Origin of the sequence: Prochlorococcus marinus XMU1405 (genome assembly GCF_017696275.1) — a bacterium.
Lineage (GTDB): Bacteria > Cyanobacteriota > Cyanobacteriia > PCC-6307 > Cyanobiaceae > Prochlorococcus_A > Prochlorococcus_A marinus_AB.
Genome location: NZ_JAAORF010000002.1, coordinates 253391 through 270927, shown reverse-complemented (window position 1 = coordinate 270927; position 17537 = coordinate 253391). Strand labels below are relative to the sequence as shown.

Annotated in this window: 16 protein-coding genes; 7 read left to right on the top strand and 9 right to left on the bottom strand. The window is 28.5% G+C overall.

Annotated elements, in window-relative coordinates; genetic code table 11:
* Positions 1-85: 85 nt before the first annotated feature.
* Genes dapB through HA148_RS04980 form a run of 6 tightly spaced genes read left to right on the top strand, consistent with a single transcriptional unit; the run spans position 86 to position 4110 of the window.
* Entirely contained in the window at positions 86-934 is an 849-nt protein-coding gene (gene dapB, locus HA148_RS05005) for a 4-hydroxy-tetrahydrodipicolinate reductase (RefSeq protein ID WP_209130747.1), read from the top strand.
* Position 935: 1 nt separating this feature from the next.
* Positions 936-1577 carry a hypothetical protein gene (locus HA148_RS05000; protein WP_209130744.1) on the top strand — a complete coding sequence of 214 codons (642 nt, stop codon included), beginning with the start codon at positions 936-938 and terminating at the stop codon, positions 1575-1577.
* A gap of 19 nt (positions 1578-1596) precedes the next feature.
* Positions 1597-2751 carry an FAD-dependent monooxygenase gene (locus tag HA148_RS04995; protein WP_209130742.1) on the top strand — a complete coding sequence of 385 codons (1155 nt, stop codon included), beginning with the start codon at positions 1597-1599 and terminating at the stop codon, positions 2749-2751.
* Between the two features lie 5 nt (positions 2752-2756).
* Complete coding sequence (locus HA148_RS04990) at positions 2757-2954, top strand: DUF2949 domain-containing protein (protein ID WP_209130739.1); 198 nt, start codon at positions 2757-2759, stop codon at positions 2952-2954.
* A gap of 39 nt (positions 2955-2993) precedes the next feature.
* Complete coding sequence (locus HA148_RS04985; RefSeq protein ID WP_308789040.1) at positions 2994-3518, top strand: DUF3038 domain-containing protein; 525 nt, start codon at positions 2994-2996, stop codon at positions 3516-3518.
* 1 nt (position 3519) lies between these two features.
* A complete protein-coding gene (locus HA148_RS04980; RefSeq protein WP_209130736.1) occupies positions 3520-4110 on the top strand; it encodes a DUF4335 domain-containing protein in 591 nt (196 codons plus the stop codon).
* Between the two features lie 459 nt (positions 4111-4569).
* On the opposite strand, the gene HA148_RS04975 is transcribed toward HA148_RS04980, so the two are convergent.
* Both HA148_RS04975 and mfd read right to left on the bottom strand, forming a co-directional pair.
* A complete protein-coding gene (locus HA148_RS04975; RefSeq protein WP_011818467.1) occupies positions 4570-4731 on the bottom strand; it encodes a hypothetical protein in 162 nt (53 codons plus the stop codon).
* 72 nt (positions 4732-4803) lie between these two features.
* Entirely contained in the window at positions 4804-8313 is a 3510-nt protein-coding gene (mfd, locus tag HA148_RS04970; protein ID WP_209130734.1) for a transcription-repair coupling factor, read from the bottom strand.
* Between the two features lie 74 nt (positions 8314-8387).
* Between mfd and HA148_RS04965 the strand changes: the two genes are divergently transcribed.
* Positions 8388-9098, top strand: coding sequence for a TerC family protein (locus HA148_RS04965; protein WP_209130731.1), 711 nt, complete (start codon positions 8388-8390; stop codon positions 9096-9098).
* Here the strand turns inward: HA148_RS04965 and fmt are convergent.
* The 7 genes from fmt to HA148_RS04930 form a co-directional block, all read right to left on the bottom strand.
* Positions 9095-10081 carry a methionyl-tRNA formyltransferase gene (gene fmt / locus HA148_RS04960; RefSeq protein ID WP_209130729.1) on the bottom strand — a complete coding sequence of 329 codons (987 nt, stop codon included), beginning with the start codon at positions 10079-10081 and terminating at the stop codon, positions 9095-9097. The two genes, HA148_RS04965 and fmt, sit on opposite strands and share 4 nt — an antisense overlap.
* Positions 10078-11430, bottom strand: a complete 1353-nt coding sequence (locus HA148_RS04955) for a TldD/PmbA family protein (protein WP_209130727.1) — start codon at positions 11428-11430, stop codon at positions 10078-10080. Before HA148_RS04955 ends, fmt begins: the two co-directional genes overlap by 4 nt.
* A gap of 3 nt (positions 11431-11433) precedes the next feature.
* Complete coding sequence (locus tag HA148_RS04950; protein ID WP_209130725.1) at positions 11434-12855, bottom strand: TldD/PmbA family protein; 1422 nt, start codon at positions 12853-12855, stop codon at positions 11434-11436.
* Positions 12856-12886: 31 nt separating this feature from the next.
* The gene (gene acsF, locus HA148_RS04945) at positions 12887-14059 is read right to left on the bottom strand and encodes a magnesium-protoporphyrin IX monomethyl ester (oxidative) cyclase (protein WP_209130723.1); all 1173 of its coding nucleotides are present in this window, start codon (positions 14057-14059) and stop codon (positions 12887-12889) included.
* 80 nt (positions 14060-14139) lie between these two features.
* A complete protein-coding gene (locus tag HA148_RS04940) occupies positions 14140-14706 on the bottom strand; it encodes a DUF2996 domain-containing protein (RefSeq protein WP_209130721.1) in 567 nt (188 codons plus the stop codon).
* A gap of 60 nt (positions 14707-14766) precedes the next feature.
* On the bottom strand, positions 14767-15210 hold the full coding sequence (locus HA148_RS04935; RefSeq protein ID WP_209130718.1) for a hypothetical protein: 444 nt from the start codon (positions 15208-15210) through the stop codon (positions 14767-14769).
* A 66-nt stretch (positions 15211-15276) separates the two neighbouring features.
* Positions 15277-17499: an RNB domain-containing ribonuclease gene (locus tag HA148_RS04930; protein ID WP_209130716.1), complete on the bottom strand. Its 2223-nt coding sequence runs from the start codon at positions 17497-17499 to the stop codon at positions 15277-15279.
* Between the last annotated feature and the right edge of the window lie 38 nt (positions 17500-17537).

Below are 17537 nucleotides of genomic sequence, written 5' to 3'. Positions count from 1 at the left end.
TTCTACCAGCCTACGAATGAAAAGACGTTATTGTGTGCAATATAAATAGCGTGTAACAACCTTTAAAAAAAAAATTTTTAAAAAAATGATTGAAAATTCTAAAAAAACCATACCAGTACTAGTATCCGGAGCTTTAGGCAGAATGGGTAGCGAAGTTGTTAATACTGTATTAAATTCCACAGATTGTGAACTTGTTGCAGCAATCGACATTAACGAAAAAAACAATGGCTCAAATATTTCTGAATTATTGAAGGTAAAAAATTGTGATGTTTTTGTTTCAAATGATTTTGAAGGAACTTTATGTTCTGTTAGTCAAAATTATAGAAATGAAAAAATCAAACCTGTGCTGGTTGATTTTACTCATCCTGATTCTGTATATGAAAATACCAGATCAGCTATTGCATATGGTGTATCACCAGTAGTAGGAACTACAGGTCTAAGCCCTTCGGAAATAGAAGATTTGTCTGTTTTTGCTCAGAAAGCATCTGTTGGTTGTGCAATAATTCCCAATTTTTCAGTAGGTATGGTTCTTCTTCAGCAGGCGGCATCTGTAGCTGCAAGGTTTTACGATAATATTGAATTAATAGAGATGCATCATAATCAAAAAGCTGATTCTCCTAGTGGGACGTGTATAAAAACTGCAGAAATGATTGAAGAATATCCAAAGAAATTTAATCAGAATTTAGTAAAAGAGTCTGAGTCATTGAAAGGTGTACGCGGTGGGCTCAGAGATTCAGGAATTAATATACATTCTGTACGATTACCAGGATTACTCGCCCATCAGTTAGTAATTATGGGATCTCCAGGCGAAACTTACACAATTAAACATGACACTATTGATAGAAAGGCATATATGCCAGGAGTTTTACAGGCTATTAAAAAAGTTGGTAATTATGAAACTTTAGTTTACGGACTTGAAAAATTGATTTTTTAAAATGATAATTCCCATTAATTCAAGTCAAATTTCAAAACTTATTCCTGCAGTTGGTACAGGAAGTCAATTTAAATACTCTTTGGGGAATCCTAGAAAAATTCTTCAAAGAGTAATAGTTTCTTCAATTGGTGGATTTATCTCATTAATTATTAGTTCGACTGGAGATCAAACTAATAATTTCTGGTTATTCCTATGTGTAGGTTTCTTTTTGTATATCATCTGGGGCCCTATTCTTGAATCAAGTAGAAAAAACTTGAAATTAAGAAAATATAAATTTTTTTCTATATTTGATGGATATGTATCAGATATTTATAAAACAGAAAAGATTGAAAGTTCAAGAGAACAATCTAATAGGCAAGGTCGATTAGAAGTTATCGAAAACAAAAGGACTTGGTTAGTACTTGAATTAGAAGATGAAGATGGTTATTTGGAAAAATTAAGTTTTCCTATGGAAAATAAGCATAGTCAAATTAGGGTTGGTTCGAGTATTAGATGTTTAATAACATCTGATAACCGTAATTTTGACAGAGATTTTTATTTGACCGATGCTTGGCTTCCTGAAATTAACTTATGGGTTGGTGAGTACCCCTATTTATTAAGACCAGCATTTGAGGAAATTTGCTATATTTATCTGAATGGATAGTTGATGCTTATATAATACGATGAAAAGTAAATTGAATTTTAAAATTGTTGGATCAGGTCCTACAGGTTTATTGCTTTCAATTGCACTTTCAAAATTTGATTGCAATATTTTTTTATCTGATTTATTAACAAAAGATAGATTAATTGATAAAGATAAAACTTATGCAATTACTCACTCAACAAGAAAAATCTTATCTAAATTCAGACTTTGGGAAAAATTAGAACCATTTTTGTTTGGCTTTGATACCCTTTCAATTTCAGATAGCGTAACTTCTGCTTTCACCAATTTATCAACTTCTGACTTAGATGATGATATAAGTTCTGCCGAAAATATAGGCTGGGTAATTAAACATTCGGATCTCATGAATGTTTTTTTTCAAGAGATTGACAATTATGAAAATATTTTTTTTATAACACCTCAGAGATTGTTACGTAAAAAAATATTATTTGACTATCAATTCTTTTCATCAGGAGCAAACTCACTTGATAAAAAATTCATAGATTTTGTTGATATAAAAAAATCCTATGGTCAGTCTTGTTTAACTTTTAAAGTTTCTCTAAGAGGTCATTGTGAAAAACGAGCTTATGAAATTTTTAGAAAAGAAGGCCCACTTGCATTATTACCTTTAGAAAAAAACTTATATCAAGTAATTTGGACTTCTAGTACATCAAAGACAATTGAAAGGTTGAATTCTGATAAGAATTTTTTAATGGATAATTTATCAACAATCTTGCCTAATGAATTTAAGTTGGACCAAATAATTGGCGAATTTAATATTTTTCCTGTTTCATTATCCTTAAATTTACCAGTTTTAAATTTTAAAAAATTAGTTTTTTTAGGAGATGCATTTCATACATTTCATCCTGTAGGTGGTCAGGGTCTAAATACTTGCTGGAGAGATGTTAATACTATTTATGATCTTTTTAATAAAAATACTGCTATTACTAAATTGCAATTGATATTATTTAAATTTAAGTATTTTTCAAGCAGAATTTTAGATATTATTGTCACTATTTTTATAACTGACTCGTTGATATCAATTTTTGCTAATCGAAACTTTTTTTTATTTCCAATAAGGAAATTTTCATTTTTACTTTTAAATAAATTTCTTTTTATAAGAAAATTAGTCCTTAATCAAATGACTAAATCTATCATTTACTCAAGTATTAAATAGAATTCATGAAAAATTATTTATATAGAGAAATGATAATTTATTTATTTAATGTATTAGGTTTAGATGAATCTACTATTGAACTTGGTATAAAATTATCTATAAAAAATAACACTCCATTACCAATATTATTATGGAGTTATGGAATGCTAACTATTGAAGAACTAGATAAGTTATATTCATTTTTATTTCAAAAAATTGATTAATAATTCTGTTATAATTCTCTTATATCTTAATCAAGAACAATTACAGATTTAATTAAAGGAAATCAGGTATCAAGACAATCTATAGAGAAGCTTGATTTATTATTATTAATCCTAGAAACTATTGATTTAAATGGTATTCAATCCCTTTACGCTTTATCAAATAGACTTGATTTAAATGATGTTCTACCAAATAAAATTACTATCTGGAAATTAAGGAATAATAATCCATTGAGAAAATCTTATGTTAACAACAATATTAAAATAAACGAATTCGATGCCTTAATCAAAATCACCGTTGAAATGTCCAAATATTTATATCCTTATATCAGAGAGATACTAAAATCTAATGAAGATATTAAAGAGTATTCAATTATTTGGAATGATTTTAATAAGAGATTTATTGAGTTGATTAAAGAGAGATTTAATGTAGAAAGTATGAGAGTGAAAAAGCTTTTAAATCAAGCTGAAAATGGTGAGATTATAATAAAATCTTTGCTTATTTTATCTTTTTGTATTTCTAATCAGGGTTATCAAAAGTTGAAGAATTATTTATACGATTTTTAATATGATGCAAAATAAATTGTCATTTCATCAATCATCAGTAAGTCTCGAAATAATCGGCTTGCCAGATTATTCTAATAATGAAAATAAAGATCAAATATCTATAATTTCTCAATGGAAATTAACTATAGTTGATAAACCACTTATTGAAGGTAAAATTGAACATTTAGGACCTATTATGGATGCTTTTTATATTTATTCAAATCTTTTAATCAAAAACGAAATTCCAATATATGAGTCTAAATTAATCGATATAAAAGCTGATAATCTCCACATACATAATATTGTTCTCAAGAGCTCTAAAGCAAATGTAAAGCCTTTAGCTCTAAAGATTGGTAATTCATTGCTTTCAGATACCATAAATTGTTTTGATCAGTTAAATGAATCGCCAAAAGTAAGAATAAAAAAAACAGATAAACCTACTAATATTCCAAAAAAATTACAATTTTCGTTAAATAAAAATGTTAATTTTTTCAATTTCTTTATTCCACCGTTTCTTGCAATTTGCTCTTTAATTCTATTCTCTTCATCTTTTATTTATTTTTATAGTCCTTTTGAAAATATAGAAAAAAAAGAACTAACAAATCCTGAATAAAGAGCAATTAGCATCTTAAATACAAACACGATACTATAGGTTAATTTCTTTTCAGAGTTATTCAAATTTTTTCTTTGAGCTTTGCTTTATGGCAGATTTAAAAATCCCAAATTTGAATATTAAACCTGATAAATATATTTTTAAAAAAAAATTAAATTTAAGAAGAAAATCTAAAAGAAGACTATTTACTGAAGCTTTCTTTTTATTTATTTTGAGTGTTTTATTAGTTTATGTAAATTATTTAATTCCTAATAAAAATTTGCTGTTACAAAATCTACCTTCGACATTTAATAAATCTTTTTTATTATTGATTGATCTCTTTTCATATCTCTATGAGATATTTCTGGTGATTTTTATATTTGTATCTTCTTTTACTGCTCTTATTTTAATGATAGGTTCATTTAATAGGTTATTTAAAGTCTCTAAGAGAAAGTCAAGAAAAATTGTTTATAAATAATTTCAAATAGGTTGCATTAGGCCACCACTTCCTGAATCAGAATCATCATCATCATTTTCAGTTTCTTCTCCAAATAATGCAAATATGCCTAATACAATTGATGAAAGAATAATTGATAAGGGTAAAATCGAAGTTTGGATTCCGACGTCTATATATTCACCCATAAAATAAATAAATTTTTATAAACCTAACCGAAATCAAACTGATTCGCGGATTTTAAATAATTATTTAATAATTTAATCTCTTTTAATAAGTTCTTTATCGAAATTCTTTATTTCTATTTCAAAAGACCCGAACCACAACATTAGTTGATCAATTTGATTTTGAATTTCAGTTGCACCTAAGCCCCTTATAGTGATGATTGAAAATTGTTCGCCTTCATTAAAATTAAATTTATTTTGAACACTACTTGCCAATGAATTTTTAAGAATTTTAAAAGTAGAATTTTTTAATTTTGTCTCTATCAAGATGTTTGGCTTTTTAAGCTTGATCTTATTAAAACCACATTTTTTAGCTAGTAATTTTAGTCTCATTATCATAATTAAGGATTCAACAGGTTTGGGTATGTTTCCATATCTATTAACCCAATCTGTAGCTAATTCAGTTAATTCATCATTATTTGAACATTCAGTAACAGATTTGTAAGCTTCAAGCTTCTCTTCTCTGTTTAATATCCATGTTGCAGGTATAAATGCATTTATTGGTAGATCAATTTGAGTGTCATTAACTTCAGGTATTTCTTGCCCGCTGATTTCTGAAATAGCCTCATGGAGCATTTCTATATATAAATCATATCCAATAGCATTAACCTTTCCACTTTGTTCTTCTCCTAGTAAACTACCAACACCTCTTATTTCCATATCTTTCATTGCAAGTTGGTATCCACTACCTAGTTCTGAAAAATCTTTTATCGCTTTCAATCTTTGTTTTGCAGCATCATTAATTTTATTTATATTTGGATAAAATAACCAAGCATGTGCTTGTACACCGCTTCTACCAACTCTTCCTCTAAGTTGATATAGTTGTGAGAGGCCAAATTTGTGAGAATCTTCAATAATGATTGTATTTACTTTAGGGATGTCTAATCCACTTTCAATTATCGTTGTGCATATCATTAGATCTATTTCTCCATTATTAAAAGCAATCATTGCATTTTCAAGCTCTGTTTCGTTCATTTGCCCATGAGCAACAATAAATTTTAAGCTGGGAAACATATTTTTTAATTTGTTTACTGCTTGATCTATATCAGAAATTCTTGGAAGAACATAAAAAATTTGACCTCCCCTATCAAGTTCTTGATTAATTGCAGTTCTGATAACATCCATATCTATTTCAGATAAATATGTTTTTATTGATCTTCTTGATGGTGGAGGAGTGTTTAGTAAGCTCATTTGTCTTAGTCCAGATAAGCTCATATAAAGAGTTCTTGGAATTGGAGTTGCCGAGAGAGTTAAAACGTCTATGTTGGTTTTGATTTTTTTTATTTTCTCCTTTTGCCTTACTCCAAATCTTTGTTCTTCATCAATAACTAGTAATCCTAAGTTTTTAATTTCTATTTCTTTTCCTAAAATTTGGTGCGTTGCTACAACTAAATCAATTTTGTTATTTTTCAAACCTGCATAGATTTCCTTTCTTTCATTAACGGTTTTGAACCTATTGAGTAATGATACTTTTATTGGGTAAGGTGAAAATCTATTACTTATTGTTCTCCAATGTTGCTGAGCTAGAATTGTTGTAGGTGCTAGTAATACTACCTGTTTGCCTGATGTAATAGCCTTAAAAATAGCCCGAACAGCTACTTCTGTTTTGCCAAATCCTACATCTCCACAAACTAGCCTGTCCATTGGCTTATCGCTTTCCATATCAGATTTTATTTCTTCTACAGCAGTAATTTGGTCAGGTGTTGGTTGATAAGGGAATGATTCCTCTAATTCATCTTGCCAAGGACCATCTTCTGGGTAAATGTAACCCTTTAATTTTTCTCTCTTTGCATAAAGTTTTAAAATATCGACAGCAACTTTTTTGATTTGTTTCTTATTTTTTTCTTTTATTTTTTCCCATTCTGTCCCTCCTAATTTATTTATTTTCGGCATTATTTTTCCGCTTGATCTATATCTGTTAACACTACCAAGTTGATCAGCGGCAACACTTATCTTTCCATCTTGATACTGAATGACTAAATAATCTCTTGAATCTCCAGTTATATTTATTTTTTCTATTTTTAAAAATTTTCCTATTCCATGATTTTTATGAACTATAAAATCACCGGGACTAATTTTATTTACGTTTATATTTGAATTGACACTTCTTTTTTTTCTTCTTATGAATACATTATTAAAAAGAGATTGTTGTGAAAATAATTCTTTGTCAGTTATCAGGACAACTTTCCATATCGGAAGATAAAACCCCTCTATTTCGTAATTGTTCTTATTTTTTAAAATTAGAGGAGTTGAATTATTAATTGATTTATATGCTTCATCAATATCATTAGGATTGTTTAAGAAGTTTGAATTACATTCGTGCTCAAAAAGTAATGTTTTTGTCCTCAATGGTTGTGCTGATAATATCCATACTTTTTCATTATTTTTTATATTTTTATTTATATCATTGGATAATTTCCCTACATTTTTAGAGTATGAATTTAATCTTTTATCGTTTAACAAAAATCTATTATCAATATTGATTTTAGATTCAAATTCATAAAATTTTATTAAATTAAAATTTCCTAGTGAATTTAATATTTCATCAAACTTTAAATGCAAATTAGGTTTGGGCTCTAAATTAATGTCATTATTTTTAAGGTTCTCATTTAATTCATACGTACAATTATCAAAATTACTTTCTGAATCAAGATACCAATTATTTGCAAATTTTTTACAATCTTCTAATTCATCAATTACAAGAATTGTTTCCTTTTTTATAAAATCTATTATGTTTGAGGGTTGTTCTTCAATTATTCCTAAATAACGATCAAGATTATTTTTATTTATATCTTCTGAATTAAAAAGATTGTTCTTAGATAAATTATTTAACTTATCTCTTATTAGTAAATCAAATCCAGCTTGTATTATTTCAATATTAGTAATACTTTCTAATGTTTTCTGTGTATGGGGATCATATTCTCTTATTTTCTCAATTACATTATCAAAAAATTCTAATCTTATAGGAAACTCATTATTGACAGGATAAATATCTATTATTTCCCCTCTCCTACTCCAGAATCCTTCAGTTGAAGTTACATTATCCTTCGTATAGCCAAGCAAAGTAAGTTTATTTGCTAATTCTTGAATCTCGATTTGAACCCCTTTTTGCAAATCTAACTTGTTTTCAATTAATAGGTTTTTATTTATTAGATGAGGTTGTAGTGATCTCTCAGTTGATATAACAATATTAAGTTCATTTTTCTCTTTTTTTATTAATTTGGATAAAACAGTAAGCTGACTAAATTCAATCTCTTTGGATTTATTAATTGATGAGTATGGTAGATGTTCTGTTGGAGGATAATATAAAACTGTTTTATCATTTATACTTTCAAAATAACCAATCCATTTGTAGGCAATTTCTACATTAGGACAAATTAATAATATATTTTTTTCATCTTTTTTTGCGATGCTATCTAGTATTATTGATTTTGCATATCTACTTGAACCAACAATATTTAATTCATTATTTTTTGAAATTCTTTTTATTAATTCAGAAGTAATTTGTGAGTTCGAAATATAATCAACTAAAGTATTTAAACTCATTTATAACTATCAATCTTGATTACAAATATCCGATACATTATATTAGATTTTATACCGATTGTGAATAATATTTGATGGATTCAGCCGCAATAAATTCTTTTATACCGACACTTGATCAGGTAGACAGTTGGTACGAAATCTTTACACTTTTACCAATATTAATTGCTCTAGAATTATTATTATCGGCAGATAATGCTGTAGCACTAGCTTCTCTTACTAAATCCCTTGATAGTTCAGAATTAAGGTCAAGAGCCTTAAATATTGGTATAACAATATCTTTATTATTTAGAATTATCCTAATCATATTATCTAATGTTCTTCTAAAGTTTATTTTCATTAGAGTTTTTGCTGGTTTTTATTTAATTTATTTATTCTTCTCTAATGTTTTTATAAATTCAGATATAGAAAACGCTGAAAATGGGACAGATAATAATAAAAATAATTTTAGGTTTTTAAGGGTTGTAGCGCTTCTTTCAATTACTGATTTTGCTTTTTCTATAGACAGTATCACTACTGCAGTAGCTATAAGTGATCAATACATATTAATTATATTTGGAGCAGTGATTGGAGTATTAGCCTTAAGATTTACATCGGGGATTTTTCTAAAACTTCTGGATATATTTTCTAGATTAGAAACAGCTGGTTACGTAGCAATTTTAATAGTTGGGATTAAACTTTTACTAAATACGTTAATTAAAGAATCTATTCTTCCAGATTATTATTTTTATTTTTTGATTCTTTTTGCTTTCATTTGGGGATTCTCTAAAAAAGAATCTAAAACTTAATCTGAGAGATATTCTCCTGCTGATGGATTTAACTGTTGAATCAATTGCTTTTTGCTAGAAATGTTTTTGCCTTCAAGTTTTGCTTCTAACAAAATAATCGGATCAGTTTTAGTTGAAATTACTATTCCTTCATTTTCTATTACAGCAAGAATAATACCTGGTCTTGAATAATTGCTCATGAAAAAGTATTTTTCATTTTTAATTTCATCACTACTCAAAACTTTGATTTTAAGTATTTTTAGGTTCTTACCTCTAAAAGTTGTATTTGCTCTTGGATATAATCCTTTTATTTTTTGAGAAATTTCTATTGCTTCATTACCCCAATCAACTCTAAAGTCTGATTTTTCAATCATTCTTGCGTAGGTAATTTTTCTGCCAAGGGAATTTTGTTTTGTTAATTTTGAATTAGTATTTTTATAAATATTTTCCTCGATTAAAGATGTAGCATTTAAATATAATTTTGCAGATAAAATACTAAGTTTTTCAGATAGTATATTTAAATTATCGTCATTACCAATTTTAATTTTTTCTTCCAATAATAAGTCGCCAGTATCTAGTCCTTCATTCATTTTCATAATTCCTACACCAGTAAATTCATCGCCTTTTATTAGAGACCATTGAATTGGGGCGGCACCACGCCATCTTGGAAGTAATGAAGCATGTGCGTTCCAACAACCATATTTTGGAATTTCTAATATCTCTTTTGGTAAAATTTTCCCGTAAGCTATAACAATAAATAAATCACAAGAATGTGATTTAAGTTCATTTATAAAATCTATATTGCCCCTGATTTTTTCTGGAGTATAAATTTTTATAGATTCTTTTTCAGCAATGCTTTTTACAGGTGAGGCTATTAATTTATTTCCTCTAGATCTCTTCTTATCTGGTTGGCTAACTACTGCAATTACCTCGTGCTTAGATTTAATAAAAATATCAAGACTAGGAATTGAATATTCAGGTGTCCCCCAGAATATAATTCTCACGCGTCACCAGTTATTGATAATTCATCTACCCATATATGTGGAGAAATTCCACTAGTTGTTACCTCCTGGCTTGATTCAATATTTACTATATTTTTCAAAAGATGTTTGATATCCCCTGCTACAGTGGCAGATTCTATTGATATTTTTTTACCGTTTTTGTAGAGCCATCCATCAAATGGAAGAGAAAATGAACCTTGACTTGCTCTGACACCTGCATGGATTGCATTTAACTCTTCTATATAAACAAATTCTCCCTCATAAGTAGAGTGATCTAGTGATGTTTTTAGATCAAAGTTTTCTTCTGATTTTTCAACTACGATCCAATCAGGAGATACTGATACTTTTGATCCTAGTCCAGCGTGCCCAGTGGGAGTAGTTTTAAATATTCTTGCAGTTGATTCAGAATGTATAAAATTTTCAATTCTCCCTCTGTTAATTAGACATAGTCTTTTGGTTGGGGTTCCCTCTCCATCAAATGGTGTTGAAGAAATATTTTTTTCGTGAAGGCCATCATCATAAATATTAAGTGCTTCTGTAGATAGTTTCTCTCCGATTGAATTTTTATTAGATAAGCTCACTCCATCTATGATGCTTCTAGCATTAAACATTGAGCTAAAGGCGTTAATAATAGTTAAAAAAGACTCTGGGGAAAAACATATTAAAAATTTACCTGTTTTAATAGATGAATAATTTAAATGAGAAATTGTTTTATTTGAAGCTTCTTTAATACAGGAATCTATATCTATATCATCAGCTCCATATCCAAGTTTTACGGAACCTGAACTTCGTGGCTTCTTATTTTTCTCTTCTGCTCTTGCATATAAATATAGTGCTGCTTGACTTTTGGAATAACTTCGAAAGGCACCCTCACTATTTGCATAAACTCTCTCAAAGAAACTCTCAGATAAACCATTATATGGAACAGATTTTATGGATTCATGACTTTCTATTAGTCTTACTTCCGCTTCTCTTAAAAGTGTAAGTAATTTTTTGATTCCAACAGGATTTCTTTTTTTAACTTCCTTAACTTTAATAGTATCCTTCGCTAGTGGTGAAAATTCTGTAGATTCATTCTTATTGCCGAAATCAGAAGCTATATTTGCTTGCTTAAGAGCCTTTTTAATACCAGATTCACTAATATCACTTGTTGTAGTAATACCAACTAGATTAGATTGATTCCAAACTCTTATAGTTAGAATTTGCTTTTGTGATGCCTTAAGTTGTTTAGCTTCTCCTTTATCTACTTGCACAGAATAATCATTAGAAAAGCTTGCTCCATAATCCCATTTTTTAAGATTTAGGAAATCTGCAGCTTTGGAGATTTGAGTTGTGATTTCTTTTGAATTCATTTCCTATCTTCCGCCAACAGTGATTGAATCAACCTTAATATGAGGTTGGCCAACAGTTACGTTGACACTTCCACTAATGGATCCACAGAATCCAGGAGCTAATTCGAGATCATTTCCGCACATTGATATTTTTGGCATAACTTCTTTAGCATCACCGATCAATGTTGCTCCCTTTACTGGACTAGTTAATTTCCCATTTTTAATAAGATATCCTTCTTCTACCGCAAAATTAAATTGTCCTGTAGCACCAACACTGCCACCACCCATTGATTTGCAGTAAAGACCTTCACTAATACTATTGATTAAATCCTCTTTCGAGTGCTCACCTTTAGCTATATAAGTATTTCTCATTCTTGAAGCTGCAGCAAAAGAATAATTTTGTCTTCTTCCACTTCCTGTTCTTTTATGGCCAGTTCTTAATTCACCTGCCCTGTCGGATATGAATTTTTTTAAAATTCCATCTTTTATAAGAACTGATTTTTCGGGTTCCATACCTTCATCATCAACTGATAATGAACCGAAGGATCCTTCTGATATCCCTTCATCTATTGCTGTTACAGATTCATGTGCAATTTTTTCATTCAATTTATTCTCAAATGGTGTTGTTCCTCTCTCTATTTGAGTAGTTTCAAGTAAATGACCACACGCTTCATGGAATATAACGCCACCAAATTTATTAGCTAAAACAACAGGCATTTGTCCTGCATCAACATAATCTGCATACAACATGTTCATTGAACTTTCAAACACATCATTAACTGCTTTTTCGTGATCCCATAATCTGAATTCATTAGGCATTCCTGACGATCCAAATCTTCTACTTGCACTAGATCTATATTGGGCATCACTTGCAATTACGTTGAGACCAACTGTTTGATGCAATCTAATATCTGAGACATAAGTTCCGTCACTGGAGGCTATAATTACTTCTTGAAGATTTCTTGAATAACTTCCTTTTCTAGTTATAATTTTATTATTTTTTTTTAAAGACTTTGTGCTGACTAGAAGTTTTTCACTTATCTCATGAATAGATGGGACGTCATTAATCCATTTTTTCTTGGATAAACTATAGTCTCTATGTTTATTTAAACCGTTAAATACTTCTGTTTTGTTGTGTGTTATGTCTAACATCTCAATAGCCTGAGATACCGATCTCATCAAGCCATGCTTTGTTAAATCATTTGTACTTACAAATCCATCCTTTTTCCCCTTGAAGATTCTAATGCCAGCACCTCTTCCAAACGATGGACTTACACTTGTAATAAAATCTTCTTCCGCTAATACGCTTGAGTTGTCAGTATTCTCAATAAATATTTCTACAAAATCAGCACCAAGTCCAATGCCGTAGAAAATAATTTCTTCTAATAATTCTTTATTGCAACTACCAAAAGCGATTTCATTTGATTTGATTTGTGACGAAAGCATATGAGTCAATAAATCTTCTCTGTATTAAAGATTATCTAATCGAAGGTTGGAAATCTTTGCTATCTAGAGGTTTTAATAAGTATAGTCTTAATAACTGGTAACCGTTTGATAAATATTTAGGTAATTTTTTAAAAGTTTTAGATACTTTATTTCCATCACTTTTTGCAATATAGGAAAGAACCTTATTATTCTCTACTATTTTATCTAATCTTCCATAAAAAGATTTATCATAAACGTCCATTACTACAGGGAAAACTCTTGCTGCAGTTTCATTTGTTTTATTAATAACAAACTGGTCGTAATCTCTGGCATCTAAACCTAAAGAACTGTAGAAATCTTTTTTAATTCCCAAATCCCTTGCATACATAGTTGCAAATACAGCTAATAGAAAGAACCTAGACCATAACTTGGATGTTAATGGAAGATTATTCAAAAAATATCTAAACCTATGGAAATAGTCAAATAATGGGTGTGTAAAAGTAGAGCCGCCAATGGTAATTTTTTGGCTTAAAGATTTAACAGTACGTGGCTGTGCTTTCATTAATGCGTCAAAGAAATCCCCATGTCTATTTTCATCTTGACACCAATTTTCAAAGTAATTAAATAGTGGAAAAATTTTGCTATCAGGGTTCTTTTCGAGATGCCTATAAATTGCTATATATCTCCAATAACCTATTTTTTCGGATAAATAAGTAGCGTAAAAGATACTTCTTGGTGGGAAATAAGTGTAATCTTTATTGGCTGTTAAAAAACCTAAATCTAACTGAAGTCCAAAGTCACTCATAGATTTATTTAAAAAACCTGCATGTCTTGCTTCATCTCTGGCCATATGTGCAAAACATTCAGCAAGTAGAGGGTTTTTGACTTTAATTCTCTTACTAAGTTCCTTATAAAGTAAAAAACCTGAAAATTCTGATGTACAACTTCCCTCGAGAAAATCAACAAAAAGCTCTCTTGTCTCAGGATCTAATTTTTCTGCAGCACCCTCAAATTCACTATTTCTTACAAAATGATGTCTATTGTAATCTTTCCTAAATTCCTCACATATAGCTTCCAATTCCTCCTCGTTTATTGATAAATCCATATTTTCCATAGCCTCAAAGTCTGTTGTATAGAATCTTGGGGACAAAATTGTTTCTTTTGCTGGTATCTTTCCATTATTAATATCTTTTTTATTTTTTGATTCAACAGTTGATTGAGCCATTTTTTAATCGGTTTATTAATACTATTATTTACTATGATTTGTATTTTCGAGGGAAAAGTTAACTTGGTGTTATTGTTTTTCTAATTAACTCCTATTAACTTTTGACCATTCAATCTTTGGAGTACTCTTGAAATTATTAATTTTAGGGTAATTCTTTTTTCGTCAATAAGAAAGGATTCAATAATACTGGGTTGTTGATTAGGTTTTGATAAAGAAATACTTTTTAATGAACTAATGTCATCCTTCTCAAAGGATAACCAAAAGTTGCATGTATCTTTAATTTCACAATTTATCACCCAACATTTATCTCCAGCAATAGGTCTATTTGTGTTAGTGAGGTTAATATTGTTTATTTCTAATCCTCTTTGATTAATTTCCTCAGTAAGTGAAGGAATTAGGTGCATGTTAATAAATTCTTGGAAAGGCTTTTTCTCTATTGGGAGTTCTTTTTTTGGTTTTGTTATAGGTTTTTCGGAGGTATTAATTTCATTATTTTTAACAACTTTAGTAGCAGAATCACCATTATTTAAATCTATATTGTTAACTTTTTCTGATTTAGGTCCTTTTATTTCCTCTGAGTTTGATTTAGTAGTGTTGTCAGATATTTCATCATTTACTTCATTATTTTTGTCTAAATTTTCTTCCATAAAAAATACAATTTATCTTATTATAAATTAAAAAAAACATTTTTTAATTAATTTATTTTTCTACCAATCATTATCAGCATTATCCCAGTCATCCTTAATATCTTGATTTGAATAACTTTGATTTTTATTTAAATTATTATCATTAACATTTTTGACTACTCTGTAATTAACAGAAATTGTTGGTTGAGTTTCTCTAATATCCCTTTGTGGCGGCATCTCAACGTTTGGTTCCATTTCTTCCTCATTATTATTAGGTACAAAAACATCTTCCACATTTTCGAAAGTTTTTTTTCTAAAACTAGTACTAGTAATTGTTGTATTTAATAAAGTGCTTACAAATAAACCAGAAAAAAACGAAATACTGATTAACTTACCTATACTTACTTCCTGGAGGGTCCATTTAAAGTATCTAAATGAAGTCTTCTGATTATTATTTGTATATAATAAAATTTGAAAAATTATTATTAAAAAAAGAGTTAATAGTAGATATTTTTTCTTAAACATAATTGTAAAAAGTTATCTTAAATTTTTTTGGTTAATATTTCCATAATATATTTTGTGAAAATTTATTTAACTTAATTCTAAATCAATTTGATATTTAAGAATATCGACTTTTATTATTTTTATTTCTATTGCATCTCCAACTTTATATGATTTTTTAGATTTTCTTCCAATCAATAGATTTTGCCTTGACCTGTATTCATACCAATCATTATTAAGAGTGCTTACGTGTACTAAACCTTCTACATTTAGTTCTGATATCTCAACAAAGAAACCATATGTTTGCACTGATAAAATAAACCCACTATAAATATTACCTAGTAATTTTTCTGCTTTTCTTACTTTTTTTATATTTATCATATTAGATTTATATTGGTTAACTTTGTACTTGAATTCATTAAGTTTATCTATCACAAACTTGTTAAATAATATTTCTAGATTTTTTGAAATTGATGAATTAAATATATCCCAATTTACTAGGTCTAATGAATTACTTTCCGATATATTGATTGCATCAATATTATTTTTCTTTGATTTCTTACCATTTATTATCATATTAAAAATACAGTACTGGTTAATAAGATTAGTAAAGTCAAATCCAGGAATTGTCCATGGAGAAATAAATAATTTTTCTGATTCATCATTATCAGGATTTTTAGATATCAACCTTATTTCATTGTCCTTAAATTCATTAATTAGAAGTTTATGTAAGATTCTTTTTTTATTATCATCGCCACATAATTTAATTACTTGACTAAATGTCAAATTGCCATCTTCATTAAGCTCTATATCATTATCAATAAATTCTGAATATTTGATGATTTCATTTGCATTAACATAATCTATTCCATTTGAGAGATGTCCGGCGCTTTTTAAGCCATATTGATTTGAATGTTTGAACCATATTAAATTAGCTTCATATAGTATTGGTGAAAGATAAGTTTGGCAATCTTCCTTATTTAATGATTCAAAATATCCTTTTGAATATTCAGCTGGATTGTGAATAAAAAATTCTTCAAGTGACTCAATTTTATTAAGTGGTGCAGGAATTTCAACCTTGCCCTCCAAAAGATGTTTTTGTCTGAATGAACATGAAATTTCAAGTATTTTATCTAAATCGTCTATATATTCCTTTATTGGTTTTAATACCCGAGATATTATCCTTGATTTACTCTTTCTAGATAGAAGCGCTTCAGTATGATCACTACCAACGTTAAGAGTGCATTTTACTAAAGTAAGATGGAATGACCAATCAATTATTTCATTATCACTATTTAAATGCAGACAGAGGCTTATCGCTTCATTCTTTTTACCAACTTTAAATTCAGAATCATTTCTTATGGCTTCACTAAGGTAGTTTTGCCAATCATTTAATAACGGTAATGATTCAAACCCTTTAAATAATATTTCTAGAGATTTTTTACTATTTAGGTCTACTCTTTCAGCAAGGTTATTTGTATGTATCCATAATTTAGTACTTTTATTTTCCCCCTGATCTATTTGAATCATTGGGAGCATTGGAGAATTATTAGAATTCCAACTTTTGAATAAATAAGAGTTTTTATCTGTAAGGTCTATCCTCTCCCTTTGTTCTATTTTTTTTGATTCAATATGATTTAAATTATATGAATTAACGATATTGCTTTTAGATAAAACAAAGTCTGTATCATATTCCTCATTATTGTTAAGTTTTAGTTCTTGTATCACATGACCTAGTCCTTCTTCTTGACCTATTGGAAATCTATCAATCTCAACTTTTACTATATTCTTATTGTCTGGTTTGAATGTGTATTTTTTATTTTCTTTTGGAAGTTTAATTTTAGAAAGGATCCTATCGTCTATTGGGATTGCATATACATCATTGTTTATTATTTCTACTTTAGAAAGAAGTATTTGATTTGATCTTTCAAGAATACAATCAACTATTCCTTCAGGTGATCTTCTTCTATATCCCTCTTTAATTATCCTTACTAAAACTTTATCTCCATTCCATGCATAGTTAAGTAGATTTTCTTTAATGTAGATATCTTCTTTGTCTTTTCCTCTTACAGCAAAGCAATAGCCTTTGCTACTGCATCTTATTTTGGCGACAAGATGATCATTATCCTTTATGTAAGTATATTCATCATTTTCATTTTTATTAATTATTTCAAGTTTTTCTAGAGCTGTTAAAGCAATATCTAATTTATCCTTATCAGATTTTTTTGTTATTTTTAATAATCTGCATAATTTTTTATATTCTAACCCTTCTGACTGATTAAGATTATCAATTATTGAAGATGATGTGAACATGATCTAAATGAAATTATAAATTAATTTAGGGGTATACA

Coding starts and splice junctions, on each gene's coding strand:
- dapB (WP_209130747.1), top strand. CDS start 86: ATGATTGAAAATTCTAAAAAAACCATACCAGTACTAGTATCCGGAGCT.
- HA148_RS05000 (WP_209130744.1), top strand. CDS start 936: ATGATAATTCCCATTAATTCAAGTCAAATTTCAAAACTTATTCCTGCA.
- HA148_RS04995 (WP_209130742.1), top strand. CDS start 1,597: ATGAAAAGTAAATTGAATTTTAAAATTGTTGGATCAGGTCCTACAGGT.
- HA148_RS04990 (WP_209130739.1), top strand. CDS start 2,757: ATGAAAAATTATTTATATAGAGAAATGATAATTTATTTATTTAATGTA.
- HA148_RS04980 (WP_209130736.1), top strand. CDS start 3,520: ATGATGCAAAATAAATTGTCATTTCATCAATCATCAGTAAGTCTCGAA.
- HA148_RS04975 (WP_011818467.1), bottom strand. CDS start 4,731: ATGGGTGAATATATAGACGTCGGAATCCAAACTTCGATTTTACCCTTA.
- mfd (WP_209130734.1), bottom strand. CDS start 8,313: ATGAGTTTAAATACTTTAGTTGATTATATTTCGAACTCACAAATTACT.
- HA148_RS04965 (WP_209130731.1), top strand. CDS start 8,388: ATGGATTCAGCCGCAATAAATTCTTTTATACCGACACTTGATCAGGTA.
- HA148_RS04955 (WP_209130727.1), bottom strand. CDS start 11,430: ATGAATTCAAAAGAAATCACAACTCAAATCTCCAAAGCTGCAGATTTC.
- HA148_RS04950 (WP_209130725.1), bottom strand. CDS start 12,855: ATGCTTTCGTCACAAATCAAATCAAATGAAATCGCTTTTGGTAGTTGC.
- acsF (WP_209130723.1), bottom strand. CDS start 14,059: ATGGCTCAATCAACTGTTGAATCAAAAAATAAAAAAGATATTAATAAT.
- HA148_RS04940 (WP_209130721.1), bottom strand. CDS start 14,706: ATGGAAGAAAATTTAGACAAAAATAATGAAGTAAATGATGAAATATCT.
- HA148_RS04935 (WP_209130718.1), bottom strand. CDS start 15,210: ATGTTTAAGAAAAAATATCTACTATTAACTCTTTTTTTAATAATAATT.
- HA148_RS04930 (WP_209130716.1), bottom strand. CDS start 17,499: ATGTTCACATCATCTTCAATAATTGATAATCTTAATCAGTCAGAAGGG.